The following is an 18,092-nucleotide window of genomic DNA, read 5'->3' on the forward strand; positions in this document are numbered from 1 at the left end:
AAAGGTATAACTTTATGCGATACGACCTTTAAATCTTAGGAGGAAAAAGACAATTCCTCCCAAGAATTTAATCACCTAACAGTAATTTAGTCACAGCGGCAGTATTCAATGCCCATTCACGAGTATATATCTCGTCCGCTTCCGGAATATCAACTAACTTCAATCCCTGTGCCTGCGCTTTGACAGTCAACAGTTCACCGACAGTTGTTTTCGCTTCCAGTTTATCCAGATACTTTTCGATGGTCTGTGTATCCAAAGAAAGAATCGTCTGTCCACCAAAAGGTATTTCCAGCCAAACGATTTCCCGTTCTTTCACTTTCAGAACTCCGAAAACAAGTCCTTTCTGCAAACTTTGGGAAATACGTACCTGATGTTGCACGCAAGAAGGATCGTAAGCTACTCCTGTTCTTTCCGATATCTTCATTGGATAGGCAGAGTTCATCCAACCTACCACCAAATTAGGAGAGATAGTCCCGTTGCTATATGCATTGCAAGTGAAAGCAACATATTCCGCACCTACACGGTTCAGTTCATTCAAATCCAGCTCGATATATTCGGCAGTACCTTTCTTATTAGGAATACTTCGGATATCCCCGCTATGTTTAGCACCAATAGCCTGCAAGTTGAAGAAGGAACAAACTTCTGTTGTAGAAGGCAAAGTGATATGACAACTTAAGTCCATATCAAGATGCTGTGCCGGAAGCCCTTTTCCCCACTGCATAAACAACCGCACTTTATCCCCCTCTACCGGAAAACGTGTTCCCTGCAAAGCACAGGAAGTATCCTGAATTGTTTCGCTACGATCGCCGATAGACAACGGGATATGGAACAACATAGGGTCAATATACATACTTTTGTTTTCACTTCCGGCAGCTACACCGGCGAAACGGGCAGCTACGACTTCCTTACACAAATCCTGTACATCCTTCACCATCGCTTTTAGCTGATCCTCCATATACAGACCCACCAAATAGTGTGGTTCTATCAAAAGAGCATTCCCCCCTAAAGGTTTCACCATTCTCTTACGTCCCGGTTCAAAGTAGCTCTCCGCATACATACCCAAAGTAACGACCAAACGTGCCGGCAACAAATGAACCACTTCTTTAAATGCAGCCAACGTCTCTTCCGCTCCGAACCAAAGCATATTCGCAAATAAAGAACGTGCAAACATACCCGGTCGCTGCTTTAACAAAGCAAATGTCTGTTCCGCATCCGCTTTCAAACGGTTGCGCTCCACTTCTCCCTGCCAAACGGTATATGCCTGGCGGTAGAATATATCCATCAATTCCTTCAAATTTCCGAATTCCGACTTACGGGCATATTCCGCCAGACGCAACGCACGTATCATACGTACCCACATCTCTCTTTTCGGATGCATGATTTCGCAAGCCTTCTCCGGAGCCATTGTCAGGTTGTTCAACCAAAGAGCTACCATTTTACATTCACGACGCGTATATTTCAACTTCAACTCCTCACGCTTCGCTTGGGCTGCCGAACGACTTTTATCCAAAACTCCACATATATGTGTGTTGTTTCTACCAGTTTTACGGATAATAGTCTTAGGTTCTATGATTTGCAGGAATCCGGTTTTCTTATACCACAGATAACGCAATATATCATTCGGAGTAGAGAAATAGATTTGCGCTTCCTGCGCTCTATCCTGCTCCACCAATGTATCTATCACCAACATCAATGTCTCCTTCATTTTGATTCCGACTGCCGGCAACGGAAGTTCGCCAAGCATTATTTTCAAGCTATCTGCTTGTGTGGCATCAAGAGCCGTACGCGATTCAAGCAAGTCACAGAAAAAAGCATTCAGCTCCTTGTCCTGCCAAAGTTCCAGCACTTTCAGTTTACTTCCCTGTCCGAAGTATTCCGTAGTAGCCGTTTGGAACGGAGTTCCGCAGAACGGACAACCATTGTATCGTTCCATAGGAAATGTATTATCAGGGATCACGTGTCCGCAAGGTAGTTTAACGCCTTTGGGGGTATTAAACAGGTTAGCGATCCATGTAACCAGATGATCCAAACGCGTTTCTCCGGTAGGTACATCCCACCCTTTCACCAATGGAGCCCAGTTTAGCGTCACACCCAATGCTTCTTTCATCACCTGAAGAATCATCATCTGTTGAGCCGGATATAACTGATTAACGGCATGCAGCAGTTCTTCGGACAAGCTATATCCTACTTTACGGAGTTGGGCTACCAATGCAATGGTAGTCGAAGTCAACTCTTCCTGCTTTTTCTCTTCTTCTATCAAAGGCAAATAGATTGCATTCTGCCTGATAGACACTTTCAACAAATCTTTATTCATAACTTTGTTTTTTTAAGTAAGGTAATCGGAAGACTGTGAATCAATGGAGCATTCCTGCGGTTTTGAAGTAAGTCTTCCTTGACCTTAGTTGATAAAAAGAGGTAGAACAGGCCGGATTCGAACCAGCGTTATCCACCGTTAAGAAGTAAGCCCCGGTTGACCTCATTTCAGATAATCCCGAAGCTACTGTCCTACCTCCATATTTATTTTTTGTGGAGCAGGTCGGAGTCGAACCGACGACGGTCACGGGATAGGAGTAAATCTTAATTGACCTTTTTCATCAGGATAATCTCAAGATTAAAGATGATGCTCTACCCACTGAGCTACTGCCCCTTTGCGAAACAGGAAAACGGATAATCGTATGAGTGATTTCCATACCTTAAATGAGTTGTTGAAGTAACCCGTACTTGACCTGTTTTCTTGTTTCTTCGACAAAGATAGATGCAGTGGTGCGCAGCCTTTTTGCGCAGCTAAAACTTTTTTGCTCTTTTGAAGAAAAAAATAAATTCCAATACCTGCATCGTTTAAATAGAAATCAGCGATTTGCCTTACGATTCTTTACTTCTTCTACAAGTTTTGTAAAGGACTTCTCCTTTTTACGTTTCTCATGTTCGGAAGCAGAAAAGTGCCATGCCTCCCGGCGAAGTTTCAGATAGCTTGCATAAACTTTATAGTCTAATACACCGCTATTGACTGCTTCTAAAACAGCACAACCCGGTTCGTTGATATGCTTACAATCTTTGAAACGGCACGATTCTGCATAGTCAGAGATTTCAAGTACTTCGGCCAGTGAATCTGGATTGTCGATAACCAAGCCAAATTCACGCACACCCGGAGTATCGATTAAAACACCCGAATCATTCATCAATACCATTTCCCGACGGGTCGATGTATGCCGGCCTTTTCCTGTGGACAGGCTTATATCGGTGGTAAGTAACACAGATTTTTCACAGAGTGCATTTACCAGAGAACTTTTCCCGACACCCGAAGAACCGACAAATACAACAGTTTCTCCTTCTGATATGGATTCCCGCAGCCGGAGAATCGTTTGGGGTTGATGAATACTCGTAAAAAATACGGGTATCTGATTGGAGATATGCTTTATTTGTTCTTCAACACTCTGCCTGTCAAAATCTAAATCGGATTTATTAAGTACCAATACAGGCTTGATATTTTCTTCCAATACCTGAACCATAAAACGTTCTACTCTGCGGACATTGAAATTATCGTCAAGGCTCTGCACAATAAATGCTTTATCGACGTAAGAAGCAATGGCCTGCTTATCGGCAACTGTACCGCTTTTCTTGCGATACAATGTCCGCTCACGAGGCAGCATATCGACAATAATCCCTTTATTCTCATCAAATGGTTGAAAAAGCGCCCAATCACCCGTACAAGGTAATTCAGCATCAGATTTCCCATACATCATGTTTCCCGTGAGTTCACACTGAAACAATCCGTTTTCGGAAACGACCTCGTAGCAGGTACGGTGTACTATGGATATACGTCCATGAGGAAGAGTGCTGTAGAGTGATTCTTGTTTTAGTCGGCTTAGTTTATCATTCCAGCCATACCAGTTTAAATTAACGTCGAATTTGTGAATTGTTTGATTTTCGTTATTCATGATCTTAATGTATACAGCGCACACGTTACAAAGCACCACGATGCTTTTAGCACCCTTGTACGCAAGTTAAAAATTGAAATTATAAAGACATAAAGAGTACTCCCGAAAGGAATCATCCGAGAGCAAACGAAAGGACAATCTGTATCAGCAACACAGATTGTTTACTAAACCAAATCCGATTTATTATTTCTTGTCATGCGACAAAGATAGACTATTTTTATTGAATGGCAAAACGAGCCGTCATTTCATACCGTAGCTTGATAACCCGGTACTGCTCGGTAGCTGCCGTACCCATGCTTACATTGCTCTGCGCCTCGAAAGGAAGATAACGGCTTATGTTATTATCGGCAGGTTCGATGATACGAATCACTTCACCCAACTGCTGCCCCATCGCTTCCACCAGATAAGATGCTTTCTCACGGGCAGCCTTCAGTGCTTCAATCTTACCCTGTTTCCGATACATTGGCAAATCCTTATGTTTGAGTTCTCCGATGCGCATGGACTCAATTCCCCACGTATTGACCGAACGAATAATAGAGTTAATCTGCTCAAAATCCGTAAGCCGGATATCCAATTGCTTACCTATCAGAAATTCCTTTCCTCTCTGGCGCCAATAATCTCCTATTTCCTGTGTGCGGATAGCATCATCCGTTATTCCTATTTTGCGCAAACTTTTACGCAAATCTTTCTCTATCATTGCCAATGGCACTTTCGTCCGGAAATCTTCTTCTTTTTTTGATTTACCGGTGTATTCTTCTTGCCAATACTCCTTAATCTGAATCAGAAAATGAATCTCATCCGGAACGACTTCTATTTCAGAAGAACCGGTCACTTCAACGTATCGTCCATCACTTTCCTGTGCATTCACAACGATACTCCAAGCAAACAAAATAAAAGCGAATAAACATACCTTTTTCATATCTTCAATCTTAATAGTACAACCTCTTTTACAGAATGCGAATGATCATTTCACAAAGCTATTAAAAAAAACTGTAAAACCGATTTTATCCCAAGAAATCAATCAGGCTTTTTCGATCTATCAAAATAGTATCGCCATTCTTTACCTTACACTTGGAAGATGTTTTGCCGGAAAGTAAAGAAATATACCCTTTTTCAAACAGCAGCTTCAAGCGGGTACTGGAAAGAGGAAGACATCTTTTTATCAACGAAGATAATTTAAGGTTCAAGTCGAAATCACATTTGACTCGGATACTTATGATCTCACTACTCATATTCAGGATATCTTCTAAAGAGACGGTATTTATCACTTCATATTCAACACTGTCATAATCTAATTGAAGATTATTCCTGCTTGCCACTCCGGCAGAAAAAGCATATTGCCAGGCAACTTCCCTGTCATTCATAGAAAAGCTGTGAAAGAGCTTCTTATCAATCAAGTCGGTTTTTGTTCGTGATAACAGAGTCATATTACAAGTGTTATCACATTTCACACATCTATAAATCAGCCAGACATCAATGTTTTTCTTCTGTGCATTCATCCTGAACTTATCACTGCAATAAAAGCGGTCACTATCACAGTGACTGCATTTCTTAATTAATAAGGGGCAATTCTTCACCCTTATTTCCCATGTAAATGTTGTTTCCATAACTATACAAAAGCGATTATCTTTCTTTGTGAATCAATTATATTTCTCCGCAAAGTTGGAGATTAGCCATTTGTATAATTCACAAGATGTCACAAGACGCCCTGAAATTTATCTGTCAAGCTCATCCATCATCTTTATAATCTGTTCTTTCAACTTATCCAGAAATTGAGTCCTGCTTTTCTTTCTATTCCTGATTTCCAAGAATATACGATAAAAGTCACCTATCTCGATATTAAACAGTGTTTCGCAACAAAAAGCAATGTCTTTCAAACTCGTATTTCCATTATTAAAGCATTTACCTGCATACAAAGCGTAGATAAACTCAACCAAAGCCACTTTACTGTCCGTCCATTGCAACAGCTTACTGTCTACAATGGAAGTAAATTTAAGATGAAGTTTCTCTGTCAGCTGCTCAATTTCCTCCGACATATATTCTATCAAACGATTATTCGCCAGAATTTCTGCAACACTCGAATCATGCAAGGTGGTAAAAGAAGTATCTCTATCCAATAGATGACAATGTATATCAGAAAGAATATCATAATTCTCCCGAATAAAATAGTGGTTATCAAACTCTGTCCGACCGGCACGATAATATTCATAAAAGCTATTATTCGAAAATGTTTTTTGCAGGTTCTCCAATTCAATCTTCAGATATCTGCATTGGGAGGACAGAGATTTGCCGATACGATTCTTTTCAATCTGATACAAACGGACATAAAACATCAACAGACCGGAAATCTGCGGTTTCGATACTTTAAAGAAAAGAATCTCTTCTTCAGCATTTCGAAACTGATATCCGGCAACTGCTGTTTTCAGCGAAGTCAGTGAAACCTGTAGGACACCAATGATCTGCCTGATTCTATCCAAAGGATCAACCGACTGTAGCTCGATCCTTTTTATTTCTTCTTCTATGTTCAGCTTACTATTTCTTACGAAATTTTCCATTCATTCTCAACGCATCCACCACTCCCATCTGATTACTATGAACCGGACTGAAAGCTTGAATAGCTAAATTGCATCAGTCTTGAAAAACGATGCAGTGAATAATAAAAATGATAAAATGAAAAACCTGTTCAAGTATAGAACTACTCAAACGAAAGAAATTAGCCTGTGGTTTATGAGGCTAATAGTAAGCTATAACAAATTTAAGAATTGTGCCCAAAATCATTGCTTTTAGAATTCAGATGCAAATATAATAGTTTTTTCAGGATGGCATGAAGTTTATATGAAATTTTGAAATAAGCTCACCAGAAGTATAGAAAAATAGTATCTTTGCCTTCGGCTTTTCACAGATACTGTGAGAAAGTGATTCTTTTAATCATATAAATAAAAAAGACTATGATCAGATTAAATGTTTTTGTTCGTGTAAACGAATCCAACCGCGAAGAAGCGATAAAAGCGGCAAAAGAACTGACTGCCTGTTCTTTAAAAGAAGAAGGATGCATTGCTTATGATACTTTCGAAAGCAGCACGCGTCCTGACGTTTTCATGATTTGCGAAACTTGGCAGAATGCCGAAGTATTGGCAGCACACGAAAAATCTCCTCATTTCGCTCAATATGTAGGTATCATTCAGAAATTGGCTGAAATGAAATTAGAGAGATTCGAATTCTAAATGAATTACGAAGGTGTGTCATAATGAATAATAAAACGCAGATTAACGCAAATTATCGCAGAAATAATTTTATAAGTCGTCGATTAATACATCAATACAATTGAAATAATCTGCGATAATCTGCGTTTTGACACACTCTCATTAAATCAATCCGGTATTCCTTATCTTTCCGAGTAAAATTAGTCGAGTTTCTTATGGATAAATGTTCCTTCAATCCAATAAGTTGCGTGATTCGATTCAAATTTCAACAAGACATAGCCGGGATCAGCGGGGCCACCGGGAAAATGATCGATAAACCAGTCCTGCCAAAGTTCCTGCTTCATCTTTTCGTCGGTTACAACTTCCACTTTCCCCGTTAACGCCACGCTGTCTCCTTTATCCTGAAAGCATAATCCTGCTTTCGGATTCGATAAGAAGTCTATTGTTTTTAGTGAATCTGCCCCGGTAGACATCCAGATAGTGGCAATTCCTTCTGCCAGGATTTTACTCATCGGTACAGGACGGGGATAACCTTCTTTATTCACAGAAGCAAGGGTAACTACTTCACATCTTTGCAACAATTCTGCTGCTTTCTCTTTCATTGTTTTTGTGGTCATAAACTGATTGGTTTTTATTAACCTTGCAAAGGTAACGGCATATCTTCACATTCTATTGTAAAAAAGCGACTTTTACCAATCTATCTCTGTGGCTCGATATAAGTAAGTGTGGTTTCTTGCGGAACTGTAAGGGAAAGAAAAGACGCAGGAGTATTGCCGGACATCGACTTAATCTCTTTTGAAAAATGCGCTAAATCATAATATCCTGCATCAACCGCCGTAGTCAACAGGTTGGCTGATGTCGTGGTTCTCAATAATTCCACAGCATTCTTAAATTTGACAATACGGCTGTATTCTTTAGGAGTAAATCCGGTATAATGCTTGAACTTCCTCTCAAAATGACGCTGACACAAACAGACGTCATCCATCAAGCTGCGAACTGAACGTTTTCCTCCGGAATGATTAATCATGTTCACTGCCATAGCGACGTGCGAATCAGCAGGCTGATAATGGCGCGCCAAATATGCCAGCAAATATTCCTCCACTACTCGTATTCGATCTGCCACATGCTTCTGCTCACCTAATTTTTCAATAAAAGTGTCATCAAAAACAGCCTTCATCTCATTAACACTGATTCTGCTATTCACAAACTCGTGCAAAGGCAGGTTTGTAAAGCAAGACAGACCACAAGGTAAAAAACGAACGCCAAACATATGAACGGATTCAGCATAAGTGACAAGTTCGGAGTACTTCGTCATGGGTCCTACGAAATAGGAACGATAAGGTTGCATAATCAGACTTCCTTCTTCAACAGCATTAGCCACCTCTCCCAGCGTAAATATAAAATCGGTACAACCATCCGGCAGAATATGGATGCGCATACCATATTCCGGATTGCCCTTAAATTCCCAATAGTTATCAATGTAGGGAACAAGTAAATGAGAAGGCTGATATTCTGTATACATGGATATATTTTACAGACAAATATAAAGAGAATAAATTCTAATTCATACATTTGTATTCCAAAACAATAAAATAAAATGAGGAATTTTGCAGCTATAGACTTTGAAACAGCCAACGGCAAACGTACCAGTGTATGCAGTGTGGGAGTTGTCATTGTAAGGGAAGGGAAAATAACGAATAAAATCTATCGCCTGATCCGTCCCCGCCCTAATTATTATACTCAATGGACAACAGCTGTCCATGGCTTAACTTATGACGACACGATGGAAGCTGATGAATTTCCGGAAGTATGGGCGGAAATCAAACCGTTGATAGACGGTCTGCCACTTGTAGCGCACAACAGTCCTTTTGACGAAGGTTGCCTTCGGGCAGTTCACGAACTGTGGGAGATGACTTACCCTAATTACAAATTTCACTGCACATGCCGCGCTTCGAGAAAGGTATTCGGAAAAGAATTACCCAATCATCAATTACATACGGTAGCTGCCCGGTGCGGATATGACTTAACGAACCATCATCACGCATTAGCAGACGCCGAAGCTTGTGCACAAATAGCTTTACTTATTATTCCCGAACCCCAAAAAGCAAAAAAAGCGAAGAAAACCGACAAAGATACACATGTGAGAGATTTATTTGCTTCACTCATTCCTCAACCGATGAAAAAAAACAAATAAAAAACACTACAACTACTATTTCAATCAATAATAGCCGTAGTGTTTTATGATAAAATACTAATTATATATTTCTACTTATAGAATAGATTTTGCAATACCCATTTCCAATCCACGAAGTTCTGCCAATCCGCGAAGACGGCCCAGACAAGAATATCCCGGATTGGTTTTCTTCTTCAAGTCATCAATCATCTGATGACCGTGGTCAGGACGCATAGCGATAGAGCATTTGCGACGTTGTTGCAAAAGAATAAGAGCTTTCATTACACTGTACATATCTACATTCCCTTCCAGATGATTGGCTTCGTAAAAGTTTCCTTCTTCGTCACGCTGCGTACTACGCAAATGTACGAAGTTGACACGGTCGCCGAAACGTTCCATCATACCGGCAAGGTCATTGTCAGCACGTACACCGAAAGAGCCTGTACACAAGCAAAGGCCGTTAGATTCATTAGGTACGGCTTCAATCAATTTTCTGAAATCTTCTTCCGTACTCAAAATGCGTGGCAAGCCCAAGATAGTATAAGGAGGATCGTCCGGATGAATCACTAGTTTTACTCCTACTTCATCGGCAACAGGAGCTATTTCTTTCAAGAAGAAAATCAAGTTGGAACGAAGCTTCTCGGCATCGATATCATTATAACGGTCCAATGCCTCCTGGAATTGTTCTACAGTAAAGCTTTCTTCCGATCCCGGAAGTCCGGCAATCATGTTACGAACCAACAAATTCTTGTCGTCTTCGCTCATTTGCTCGAAACGGGCTTTCGCTTTGGCAATTTCTTCCGGAGTGTAGTCTTTTTCAGCATTCGGACGTTTCAAGATGAAAAGGTCGAAAGCTACAAAAGCTGCCTTTTCAAAACGGAGTGCTTTAGAGCCATCCGGCATTGTATAGGCAAGGTCTGTACGGGTCCAGTCCAATACAGGCATGAAGTTATAAGTAACTACCATTACGCCACACTTCGCCAGATTACGGATGCTTTCCTTATAGTTTTCAATATATTTCATGAAGTCACCCGTCTGCGTCTTGATATGTTCGTGTACAGGTACACTTTCTACCACAGACCATGTCAGACCCACTTCCTCAATCATTTGCTTACGCTTCATGATCTCTTCTACTGTCCACACTTCACCATTTGGAATGTGATGAAGAGCATTTACTATACCTGTAGCGCCTGCCTGCTTAATATCCCACAAGCTAACCGGGTCGTTAGGACCATACCAGCGCCAAGTTTGTTCACATAAATACATAATGATAAGTATTAAGTATAAAGTATTAAGTATTAAATTGAGAATGCATCAAATCCACCGTCGATAACAGCTACTGTACCTGTTACGAAGTTAGAAGCATCGCTAATCAGATAATGGATTGTTCCATAAAGGTCTTCCGGTTCACCGAAACGGTTGAATGGAGTATGAGCGAGAATGGTCTTTGAACGGTCAGTCAGAGAACCATCCGGATTAGTCAATAGCGTACGGTTCTGATCGGTCAGGAAGAATCCCGGAGCGATGGCATTTACACGCAGACCGTTACCGAATTTCAAAGCCAGTTCACCGGCCATATATTTAGTAAAGTTGGCAATGGCTGCTTTTGCCGCACCATAACCTACCACACGGGTCAATGGACGAAGAGCCGATTCTGAACAGAAGTTTACAATAGAACCTTTCTTCTGTTCCACCATAATTTCTGCAAATACCATTGTAGGCAATACTGTACCGAAAAGGTTCAGATCCACCACTTTCTTGAATGCATCAATCTGCAAATCGAAGAAAGTCTTATCCGGAGCGATAGTTGCACCTGCCATGTTACCTCCGGCAGCGTTCAATAATACATCAATACGGCCATAAGCCTTCATGATTTCTACTTTGTTACCTTCCAGCACTTCCTTATCCATCACATCCGTGTAAAGGAACATGGCTTCATTTCCTTCGGCTTTGATACTGTCTACCAATGCTTTTCCTGCCTCTTCACTTCTGTCGAGCACAACCACTTTTGCACCTTCCTTTGCGAGATACGCAGCAATACCCTTACCTAAAATACCAGCTCCACCGGTGATAACAACTACTTTGCCTTTTACGTTAAATAATTCATTCATGGTTCTTACAAATTTATATGTTTATAATTTATTGTTCAGATAATATTTCAGATTCTCTTTAAGGAGAATATCGATAGGCATCAAATTCACCTTTTCACTGTTCTGTTTGAATAACAGATGATTGCACAATGATTTAACACCCTCATATCCCTGACGCTCCGGACGCTGTGCAATCAATGCGGTTATCACACCTTCGGAAAGTAACTGTGTATTTCTCCCGATAAGGTCATAACCAACCAGTTTGACAGACTGCATTCCTCTCGCTTTCAGATAATTCCCTAAGATATAGCAAGTTGAATTAAAAATAACAGCCCCATTTATGTTTGGATTAGCTTCAAAGATTTCATCCAGCTTCATGAAGTTATACACTGAATCATTTATTTTCAGTTCCACTTCGTGCAGATTTCCATTGAATCCTGTTTGCGTGAGATAATGGCAAAAACCTTCCCGCCTGTTCTTTCCCTGATTTGAGTCATTCTTCCCACTATGAATAATTCGCGCCATCAATATATCGGAAGACGAAGAAAGCCGGTCCATCAATAATCTGGCAGCAATCACTCCGGCATCATAAGACTCCGTTCCGAAATAAGCCAGTTGATGTTGCCCTCCAATGTTGGAGTCAACATATACATAAGGTATTTCATTCCTGTCAAGTTCCTGCGAAAGCCGGATAACAGAATCCGTAAACAGAGTCGCAATCAGTACCCCATCCACTTTCTCATGCAGCAGATTGCGGATGATATCATCAAAAGTCTTGTTATTATATTGATCGAAAAAGAGTTTGGTAATGGTGATGTTATACGATTCCATTTCCGACGCCGCTTTATCTATACCTTCGGAAATAGCTTCCCAATACTCTCCCTGAACAAAAGAAGGAGTAATTGCAAGGAGATGATATTGCTTTTTGGAGGCTGCCAATGAACGTGCCATTAGATTGGGCTGGTAATGTACCATTTCCAGAATCGCCTGTACCTTTTTCCTATTTTCTTCAGATACCCTTCCACGATTATGGATGACACGATCTACCGTGCCAACAGAGACACCTGCCATCTTGGCAATGTCTACAATCCGAATATTTGAAAACTCTTTATCCATCTATTGATAAGTATCTTGTTTTTCATCGGCAAAAGTAAAATGAATTATTGAATTAAGCAACAGTGTGTGCGCACACACATAATACACAATAAAGAATATATTATTAATAATCAACAATTTAACTACAACATTCAGGAAGTATACATGTTGTTAAACATAAGAAAAAGTAAAGATAGTATAGAGAAAAAAGCACTTATCAGATGAGAAATCAGAAAAAAAGTAGCTTTTTATTCTTGAAGGAAGTGAAAATAATGGGGAATATACACCAATATGTGTTCGAGCACACATTATTCAGATAATGACTGATGAGGCTAGAAATAAAAGATTATACATATATAAAACAAAACAGGTAACCGATTCTATTTAAAACGATTACCCGTTTTGGAGGGCTTATTTCCCCCACTTATCTTTTGCTTTTCCGGCCACTTTATCGGCTTCTTCCGCTACTTTATCAGCAATTTCCGCACCGGTTTCTACTGCTTTAAGTCCAAGATCCACTGCTTTTCTTTCAGCATGAGCAGCAGCTATTTCAGCATCACGACCTATGCGATGGATAGCATTATAAATTTCACTTTCTAATTGTTTTGCTTTTGCTGTACGTGAAAGACGATAAGCTACTGCGCCGAGGATTGACCCAATTCCAAGTCCAATCCAGAAATTCCCATGTCTACATTCCATAATTAAGTTCTGTTTTTAGGATTAAAAATAAATTATATATCTATTTAGATTTCGAGAATAAGGAAGCAATCCACAATACAAGGATAGCTCCTACGGTGGAAGTTATCAAACTTCCGATCAGCCCTGAAGCTGCCAGTCCGAAAAGGGCAAATACCCAACCGCCCAGTACACCTCCAAGAATACCAAGTAATAAGTTTATAACAAGACCAAAACCTCCGCCGCGCATTATTTTACCTGCGAGGAATCCAGCCACAATACCAATAATGATATACCAAATAAAGCTCATATAATCCTCCTTTTTTATTTAACAACAGTGGGTATGAAGAATAGTTCAATAACACAAAACCGAATTAACGACTATTTACAATCCTTAGTCTTAGAGAAACGGGAAGTTTACGTACCTTTGCAGCCAATTTTTCAGGAACACTTCAAAAGTAAATAGGTATTATGGTACAGAATCAGGAACAACCCGTAGGAAAAATTACATTTTCCATTTTAATCGCATTGAGTCTTTCGCATTGCCTCAACGATCTCTTACAGTCGGTGCTATCAGCATCTTATCCTTTATTCAAAGATGATTTAGGACTTAGTTTCGCGCAAATCGGACTTATCACACTAGTTTATCAACTTTCCGCTTCAGTTTTTCAACCGATTACCGGAATTTTCTTTGATAAGCATCCCGTCGCATGGTCATTGCCTATCGGAATGAGCTTTACACTGATTGGTTTGATAAACTTAGCATTCTCTGATAATCTATACTGGATATTAGCCTCCGTATTCTTAATCGGAATTGGCTCTTCCGTACTGCATCCGGAAGCCTCCCGTATCACGTTCCTTGCTTCCGGCGGAAAACGTGGACTGGCACAATCACTCTTTCAGGTAGGTGGTAACTTCGGAGGTTCATTAGGTCCTTTGTTGGTTGCCCTGTTGGTGGCTCCTTATGGCAGGCAACATCTCATCGTTTTTGCATTTGTGGCTTTAGCTGCTATCGGAGTGATGTACCCCATTTGCAAATGGTATAAATCATATCTAAACCGGATGAAAGCACAGACTGTCAGTATCAGAAAACCTGTTCATCTTCCTTTGCCTATGGATAAAACGGCCCTTTCAATCGCGATATTGCTGATCCTGATTTTCTCCAAATATATCTATATGGCGAGTCTCACGAGTTATTATACTTTCTACTTGATTCATAAATTCAATGTAAGCGTACAAGATTCGCAGCTATATTTATTTATCTTCCTGGTAGCTACTGCTATCGGAACATTAATTGGCGGACCGGTAGGTGACCGAATTGGACGTAAATACGTGATTTGGGCTTCTATTTTAGGAGCTGCCCCATTCAGTTTACTAATGCCACATGCCAATCTGCTGTGGACTATTATCCTTAGCTTCTGCGTGGGATTGATGCTTTCTTCCGCTTTTCCTGCCATATTGCTTTATGCACAGGAGTTGCTTCCTACCAAACTTGGATTGATATCCGGTTTGTTCTTTGGATTTGCTTTCGGAGTGGCCGGTGTAGCATCTGCCGTACTTGGCAATTTAGCGGATAAAACGAGCATTGAATATGTATATAATATCTGTGCTTATATGCCGCTACTGGGATTAGTCACGTTCTTTTTGCCTAATTTGAAGAAGAAAAAGATTGGATAGAAATCTATATAAATAAAATCGCCCTGCTATAATGATTATAGTGGGGCGATTTATATTATTTATAATCTGAACTCGTCTTCACATTTTTAGCTTCAATATCTACTTGATTGCCCTTCATAGATACGTTTCACAGAAGTGACATTGGGATATGTTTTATTATATATTTTCGTTACATCTTCTACTAACCAACAATACAGTGGGCCAAGAGCGCGAGTAGCATCATCTTCTGATGGAGTTTTTTCCGGAGAGGTGAAATAAAGCACATGGTCTATATCATTATAATTCACATAAATAAAAGAAGTAAATGTCTTTTCATCCGTTTGCCTTATCTCTCTGGTAAAAGAAGCAGTAATAATGTTAGATATATCATCCTTTGAAGGAATTACAGTAAGCGTACCACTATCTTTTGTATCATAAATAAATTTAATTCCGCCAGTTACATGCATATCCGAGCTTGCAATAACTTGATTTTCTAAATCTACTTTCTCATCACCCTCAAGTCCTTCGACTTTTACACTTACTTTCTTTGTAGTAAACGATTTCGTACCTTTGATTATCTTTACATCAATTTTAGCAGTCAGTCCATTCGCATCTTTCACTACAAGAAATGTTGTTCCCAATTGAACGGGAGCTATCATCACATAACCATATTCTTCCTGAATCTTAGCTTTTGCTATCTCTTCATCACCAGTTTCTACAGTATAAGGAGCTACCCCACCTGTCATTCCTACAGCAGCACCATCAGTTATCTCCATTACTATATCACTAATAGGTTGATCTGGGAAATAAATATCATCTATTTCATAAAGAAAGAAACGTTCATCATCGTTATCACAGGATACTAATCCTAAGCCAATGAACAACAATAAAAATAAAAGTCTAGTTTTCATACTTTAATTTGTTAATTTGTGAGTGTGAGTAATAATTATCCTACAAAAATACTAATATTCACCATACGGTATTCCAATAAGTCACTATATTATTTATTCTAATTATTAACGAAGTCTTCCTTTAGCCTCATGTTCTAAAGTTTTGGGATTACGACGAGTATCCCAAAGGGCGATAATAAAAACACGATCACTCATAACTGCATACACAAGTTTGCATAGTCTATCAACAGGAATAGAGCGTAATTCCATCTCTTCAAAATCCTCCAGCAAAGGCTCTACTTTTCCAAGAAATGGAAACTCACATAAATTCCGAATAACATGTACAACTTGTTGTCTGAAAAGGCGAGCCTCTTTCATCGAAAACTGGGTTTCAATATAACAAAGGATGACCTCTAAGTCATCCAATGCCTCGTAATCCCATACTATTTCCATCGTTCCGTACGCTTCAACATCTCATCCTGCGAAGCATATTCTCCTTGTTTATAGCGTACTAAAGCACTTTCTGCACGTTTCTTTATACATTCTATTTCATCTTTGCAGGGAGATTCCGCTTCCTGCTCTTTACGCGCAACACGCGATTTGCGACGCAAAGCTTTTAAGGCTTTTAAAGCTTCAGCCGTCAGATCATCATCAGCAATAATAGCAGCCACCTCTTTAAGAAGTGAAGCCCTAAGTTCCATTGTAGACATATTAATTATCTCCTTTCTTTATTATACAAAGTTACAATAAAACAGTTACATAACCTACGAAACTCTATTCTATTAACATACTTAACAGAAGAAAGAAAACGACCGGTATGCATCGTCACGACGTATACCGGTCTACAAGTTAAGGTCAAAGTCAAAAAATTAAGAGAGCTATTTATATGTTAGGGTTAGCGTTTATTTCTTTCTGGGGGATAGCATATAAATAATAGGTGCTATTTACTGTAAACGGTTTACCGTTCGGAAAGTTAAGGAACCAATGTCCCAAAGGATTTCGTTTTTCAAAGCTACCACCCTCCTGCCAGCAATCGACTTCTGTCTTCTGCATTTCATCAGATAAAGCAGTACGTACTACGGAACCCTGTGTACGGAGTACATCTGTAATACCGAATCCCTCTCCCCAAAGTTCGCGGCGGCGTTCCATCAGAATCTCATTAAGAACATCTTCCTGCGATTTCCCTGTCACGTCATAATCTCCCACTCCACGGGCATTGCGCAACGTATTCAACGGAATGACAGCCTGATTCAAAGCCACTCCATCACGAACTTTCGCCTCCGCTTCTATCAAATACATTTCAGAAGCACGCATCAAGACCAGATCAGCTGTGTCGTCTGCACGCATGTGGAATTTCTTATATCCCAGATACCCTTCACGCATCCACTGAAACAAAGGCAGACGAATGTCACCTTCGGTAAAGGTATCTTTTAGATGAGGATCGGCCATAAAACTACTATAAGCTCCGACGTATGTTGCATCCAGATAATAAAAGTTGTAGCTGGCATCCGACTGGGAAGGTATTTGAGGGAATCCCCATATCCATTCTTTATTGGAAATATTATTAAAGCCTTCATACTCGGCCGTAGTTGTCATCAACGCATATCCTGTACGTGCAGCTTCAGCTGCTTTCGCTGCTTCTTCCCACTGCCCTGTCAACAGATAAGCACGAGCCAAGAGGCCATCCACTACGGCAACATTCGGTTTGAATTTCTGATTATCACCACTCCGGACATAGTTCTTCAAATAATCCTGTGCCAGATTCAGATCATCAAAAATACGCTGATAGACTTGTGCCACCGTTGATTTTCCTTTCGGAACTGTCGAACTATTACTCGGTTCGGTATATATAGGAACGCACGGAGCATCTTTATCTTTCAAGTAAGTAAATTGATAATGCTGTACCAAGTGTAAATAACAGAAAGCACGTAATGCCAATGCCTGTCCCTGCGCTTGCCGTAGTTCCTCCGAATCTCCCTGGATGGAAATGGCAGTATTACAGTTATCGATCGTTTTATATATCAGATACCAAGCAAACTCTGTTCTATTGTTTGAAGGCAACGCTATATCGTTAAACTGATACGAAGAGTTGAAACCGTATTTCGGACGGGAAACAACATCACTTGCCATCATGTCGTCCAGACACTGAAGTGCCCGATAACCGATATTGGCATAGGTACTTGAATAATCAAACAGATTATACCAGGCACCATTCACAAGTGCCTCCGCATTTTCGGGCACAGGTACTTTTTCTGAACTTACCGCATCCGTAGGGTCCGTATCCAGAAAACTGCTGCTACAACTCGTTGCCAAGAAAAGTCCGGCAACTGCGGCAAGAATGGATTTAATTTTTATTTTTCTCATAATTTAGT

19 protein-coding genes are annotated in these 18,092 nt (G+C 40.2%); 3 read left to right on the forward strand and 16 right to left on the reverse strand.

Annotated elements, in window-relative coordinates; genetic code table 11:
• Window positions 1-67: 67 nt before the first annotated feature.
• The 5 genes from NXV01_RS21335 to NXV01_RS21355 form a co-directional block, all read right to left on the reverse strand.
• Complete coding sequence (locus NXV01_RS21335) at window positions 68-2,314, reverse strand: hypothetical protein (protein ID WP_259023198.1); 2,247 nt, start codon at window positions 2,312-2,314, stop codon at window positions 68-70.
• Between the two features lie 535 nt (window positions 2,315-2,849).
• Window positions 2,850-3,938, reverse strand: a complete 1,089-nt coding sequence (gene rsgA / locus NXV01_RS21340) for a ribosome small subunit-dependent GTPase A (protein ID WP_259023199.1) — start codon at window positions 3,936-3,938, stop codon at window positions 2,850-2,852.
• Window positions 3,939-4,155: 217 nt separating this feature from the next.
• Window positions 4,156-4,857 carry an SIMPL domain-containing protein gene (locus NXV01_RS21345; RefSeq protein ID WP_148364910.1) on the reverse strand — a complete coding sequence of 234 codons (702 nt, stop codon included), beginning with the start codon at window positions 4,855-4,857 and terminating at the stop codon, window positions 4,156-4,158.
• Window positions 4,858-4,942: 85 nt separating this feature from the next.
• A complete protein-coding gene (locus tag NXV01_RS21350; RefSeq protein ID WP_148364909.1) occupies window positions 4,943-5,545 on the reverse strand; it encodes a DUF1062 domain-containing protein in 603 nt (200 codons plus the stop codon).
• Window positions 5,546-5,653: 108 nt separating this feature from the next.
• The gene (locus NXV01_RS21355; RefSeq protein WP_259023200.1) at window positions 5,654-6,493 is read right to left on the reverse strand and encodes an RteC domain-containing protein; all 840 of its coding nucleotides are present in this window, start codon (window positions 6,491-6,493) and stop codon (window positions 5,654-5,656) included.
• Between the two features lie 393 nt (window positions 6,494-6,886).
• Here NXV01_RS21355 and NXV01_RS21360 point away from each other — a divergent pair, with 393 nt between their 5' ends.
• On the forward strand, window positions 6,887-7,162 hold the full coding sequence (locus tag NXV01_RS21360; RefSeq protein WP_148364907.1) for a putative quinol monooxygenase: 276 nt from the start codon (window positions 6,887-6,889) through the stop codon (window positions 7,160-7,162).
• 179 nt (window positions 7,163-7,341) lie between these two features.
• Here the strand turns inward: NXV01_RS21360 and NXV01_RS21365 are convergent, their stop codons facing one another.
• Both NXV01_RS21365 and NXV01_RS21370 read right to left on the reverse strand, forming a co-directional pair.
• A complete protein-coding gene (locus tag NXV01_RS21365; RefSeq protein ID WP_148364906.1) occupies window positions 7,342-7,758 on the reverse strand; it encodes a pyridoxamine 5'-phosphate oxidase family protein in 417 nt (138 codons plus the stop codon).
• Between the two features lie 80 nt (window positions 7,759-7,838).
• On the reverse strand, window positions 7,839-8,663 hold the full coding sequence (locus NXV01_RS21370; RefSeq protein WP_148364905.1) for a helix-turn-helix domain-containing protein: 825 nt from the start codon (window positions 8,661-8,663) through the stop codon (window positions 7,839-7,841).
• Between the two features lie 75 nt (window positions 8,664-8,738).
• On the opposite strand from NXV01_RS21370, the gene NXV01_RS21375 reads away from it, so the two are divergent.
• Window positions 8,739-9,335 (forward strand): 3'-5' exonuclease, encoded by a 597-nt coding sequence (locus tag NXV01_RS21375; protein WP_148364904.1) that lies wholly within the window; start codon window positions 8,739-8,741, stop codon window positions 9,333-9,335.
• 75 nt (window positions 9,336-9,410) lie between these two features.
• Here NXV01_RS21375 and uxuA read toward each other — a convergent pair whose 3' ends face one another.
• The 5 genes from uxuA to NXV01_RS21400 form a co-directional block, all read right to left on the reverse strand.
• Entirely contained in the window at window positions 9,411-10,580 is a 1,170-nt protein-coding gene (gene uxuA, locus NXV01_RS21380) for a mannonate dehydratase (protein WP_259023201.1), read from the reverse strand.
• Between the two features lie 32 nt (window positions 10,581-10,612).
• Window positions 10,613-11,425 carry an SDR family oxidoreductase gene (locus NXV01_RS21385; RefSeq protein ID WP_148364902.1) on the reverse strand — a complete coding sequence of 271 codons (813 nt, stop codon included), beginning with the start codon at window positions 11,423-11,425 and terminating at the stop codon, window positions 10,613-10,615.
• 21 nt (window positions 11,426-11,446) lie between these two features.
• Window positions 11,447-12,520, reverse strand: coding sequence for a substrate-binding domain-containing protein (locus NXV01_RS21390; RefSeq protein WP_258981233.1), 1,074 nt, complete (start codon window positions 12,518-12,520; stop codon window positions 11,447-11,449).
• A gap of 390 nt (window positions 12,521-12,910) precedes the next feature.
• Window positions 12,911-13,198 (reverse strand): YtxH domain-containing protein, encoded by a 288-nt coding sequence (locus NXV01_RS21395; protein ID WP_148364900.1) that lies wholly within the window; start codon window positions 13,196-13,198, stop codon window positions 12,911-12,913.
• Window positions 13,199-13,238: 40 nt separating this feature from the next.
• Window positions 13,239-13,484, reverse strand: a complete 246-nt coding sequence (locus NXV01_RS21400; RefSeq protein WP_005678015.1) for a GlsB/YeaQ/YmgE family stress response membrane protein — start codon at window positions 13,482-13,484, stop codon at window positions 13,239-13,241.
• Between the two features lie 161 nt (window positions 13,485-13,645).
• Here NXV01_RS21400 and NXV01_RS21405 point away from each other — a divergent pair, with 161 nt between their 5' ends.
• Window positions 13,646-14,851 carry an MFS transporter gene (locus tag NXV01_RS21405; RefSeq protein WP_148364899.1) on the forward strand — a complete coding sequence of 402 codons (1,206 nt, stop codon included), beginning with the start codon at window positions 13,646-13,648 and terminating at the stop codon, window positions 14,849-14,851.
• Window positions 14,852-14,943: 92 nt separating this feature from the next.
• On the opposite strand, the gene NXV01_RS21410 is transcribed toward NXV01_RS21405, so the two are convergent.
• The 4 genes from NXV01_RS21410 to NXV01_RS21425 all read right to left on the reverse strand — a co-directional run bounded on the left by NXV01_RS21410 (window position 14,944) and on the right by NXV01_RS21425 (window position 18,084).
• A complete protein-coding gene (locus NXV01_RS21410; protein ID WP_148364898.1) occupies window positions 14,944-15,741 on the reverse strand; it encodes a hypothetical protein in 798 nt (265 codons plus the stop codon).
• A gap of 105 nt (window positions 15,742-15,846) precedes the next feature.
• Entirely contained in the window at window positions 15,847-16,173 is a 327-nt protein-coding gene (locus NXV01_RS21415) for a type II toxin-antitoxin system RelE/ParE family toxin (protein WP_148364897.1), read from the reverse strand.
• On the reverse strand, window positions 16,164-16,430 hold the full coding sequence (locus NXV01_RS21420) for a hypothetical protein (protein WP_117937562.1): 267 nt from the start codon (window positions 16,428-16,430) through the stop codon (window positions 16,164-16,166). The genes NXV01_RS21415 and NXV01_RS21420 overlap by 10 nt, the downstream gene beginning before the upstream one ends.
• Before the next feature lie 172 nt (window positions 16,431-16,602).
• On the reverse strand, window positions 16,603-18,084 hold the full coding sequence (locus tag NXV01_RS21425; protein WP_234132883.1) for a RagB/SusD family nutrient uptake outer membrane protein: 1,482 nt from the start codon (window positions 18,082-18,084) through the stop codon (window positions 16,603-16,605).
• Between the last annotated feature and the right edge of the window lie 8 nt (window positions 18,085-18,092).

It is taken from the genome of Bacteroides sp. BFG-606, assembly GCF_024788145.1.
Classification (GTDB): domain Bacteria; phylum Bacteroidota; class Bacteroidia; order Bacteroidales; family Bacteroidaceae; genus Bacteroides; species Bacteroides vicugnae.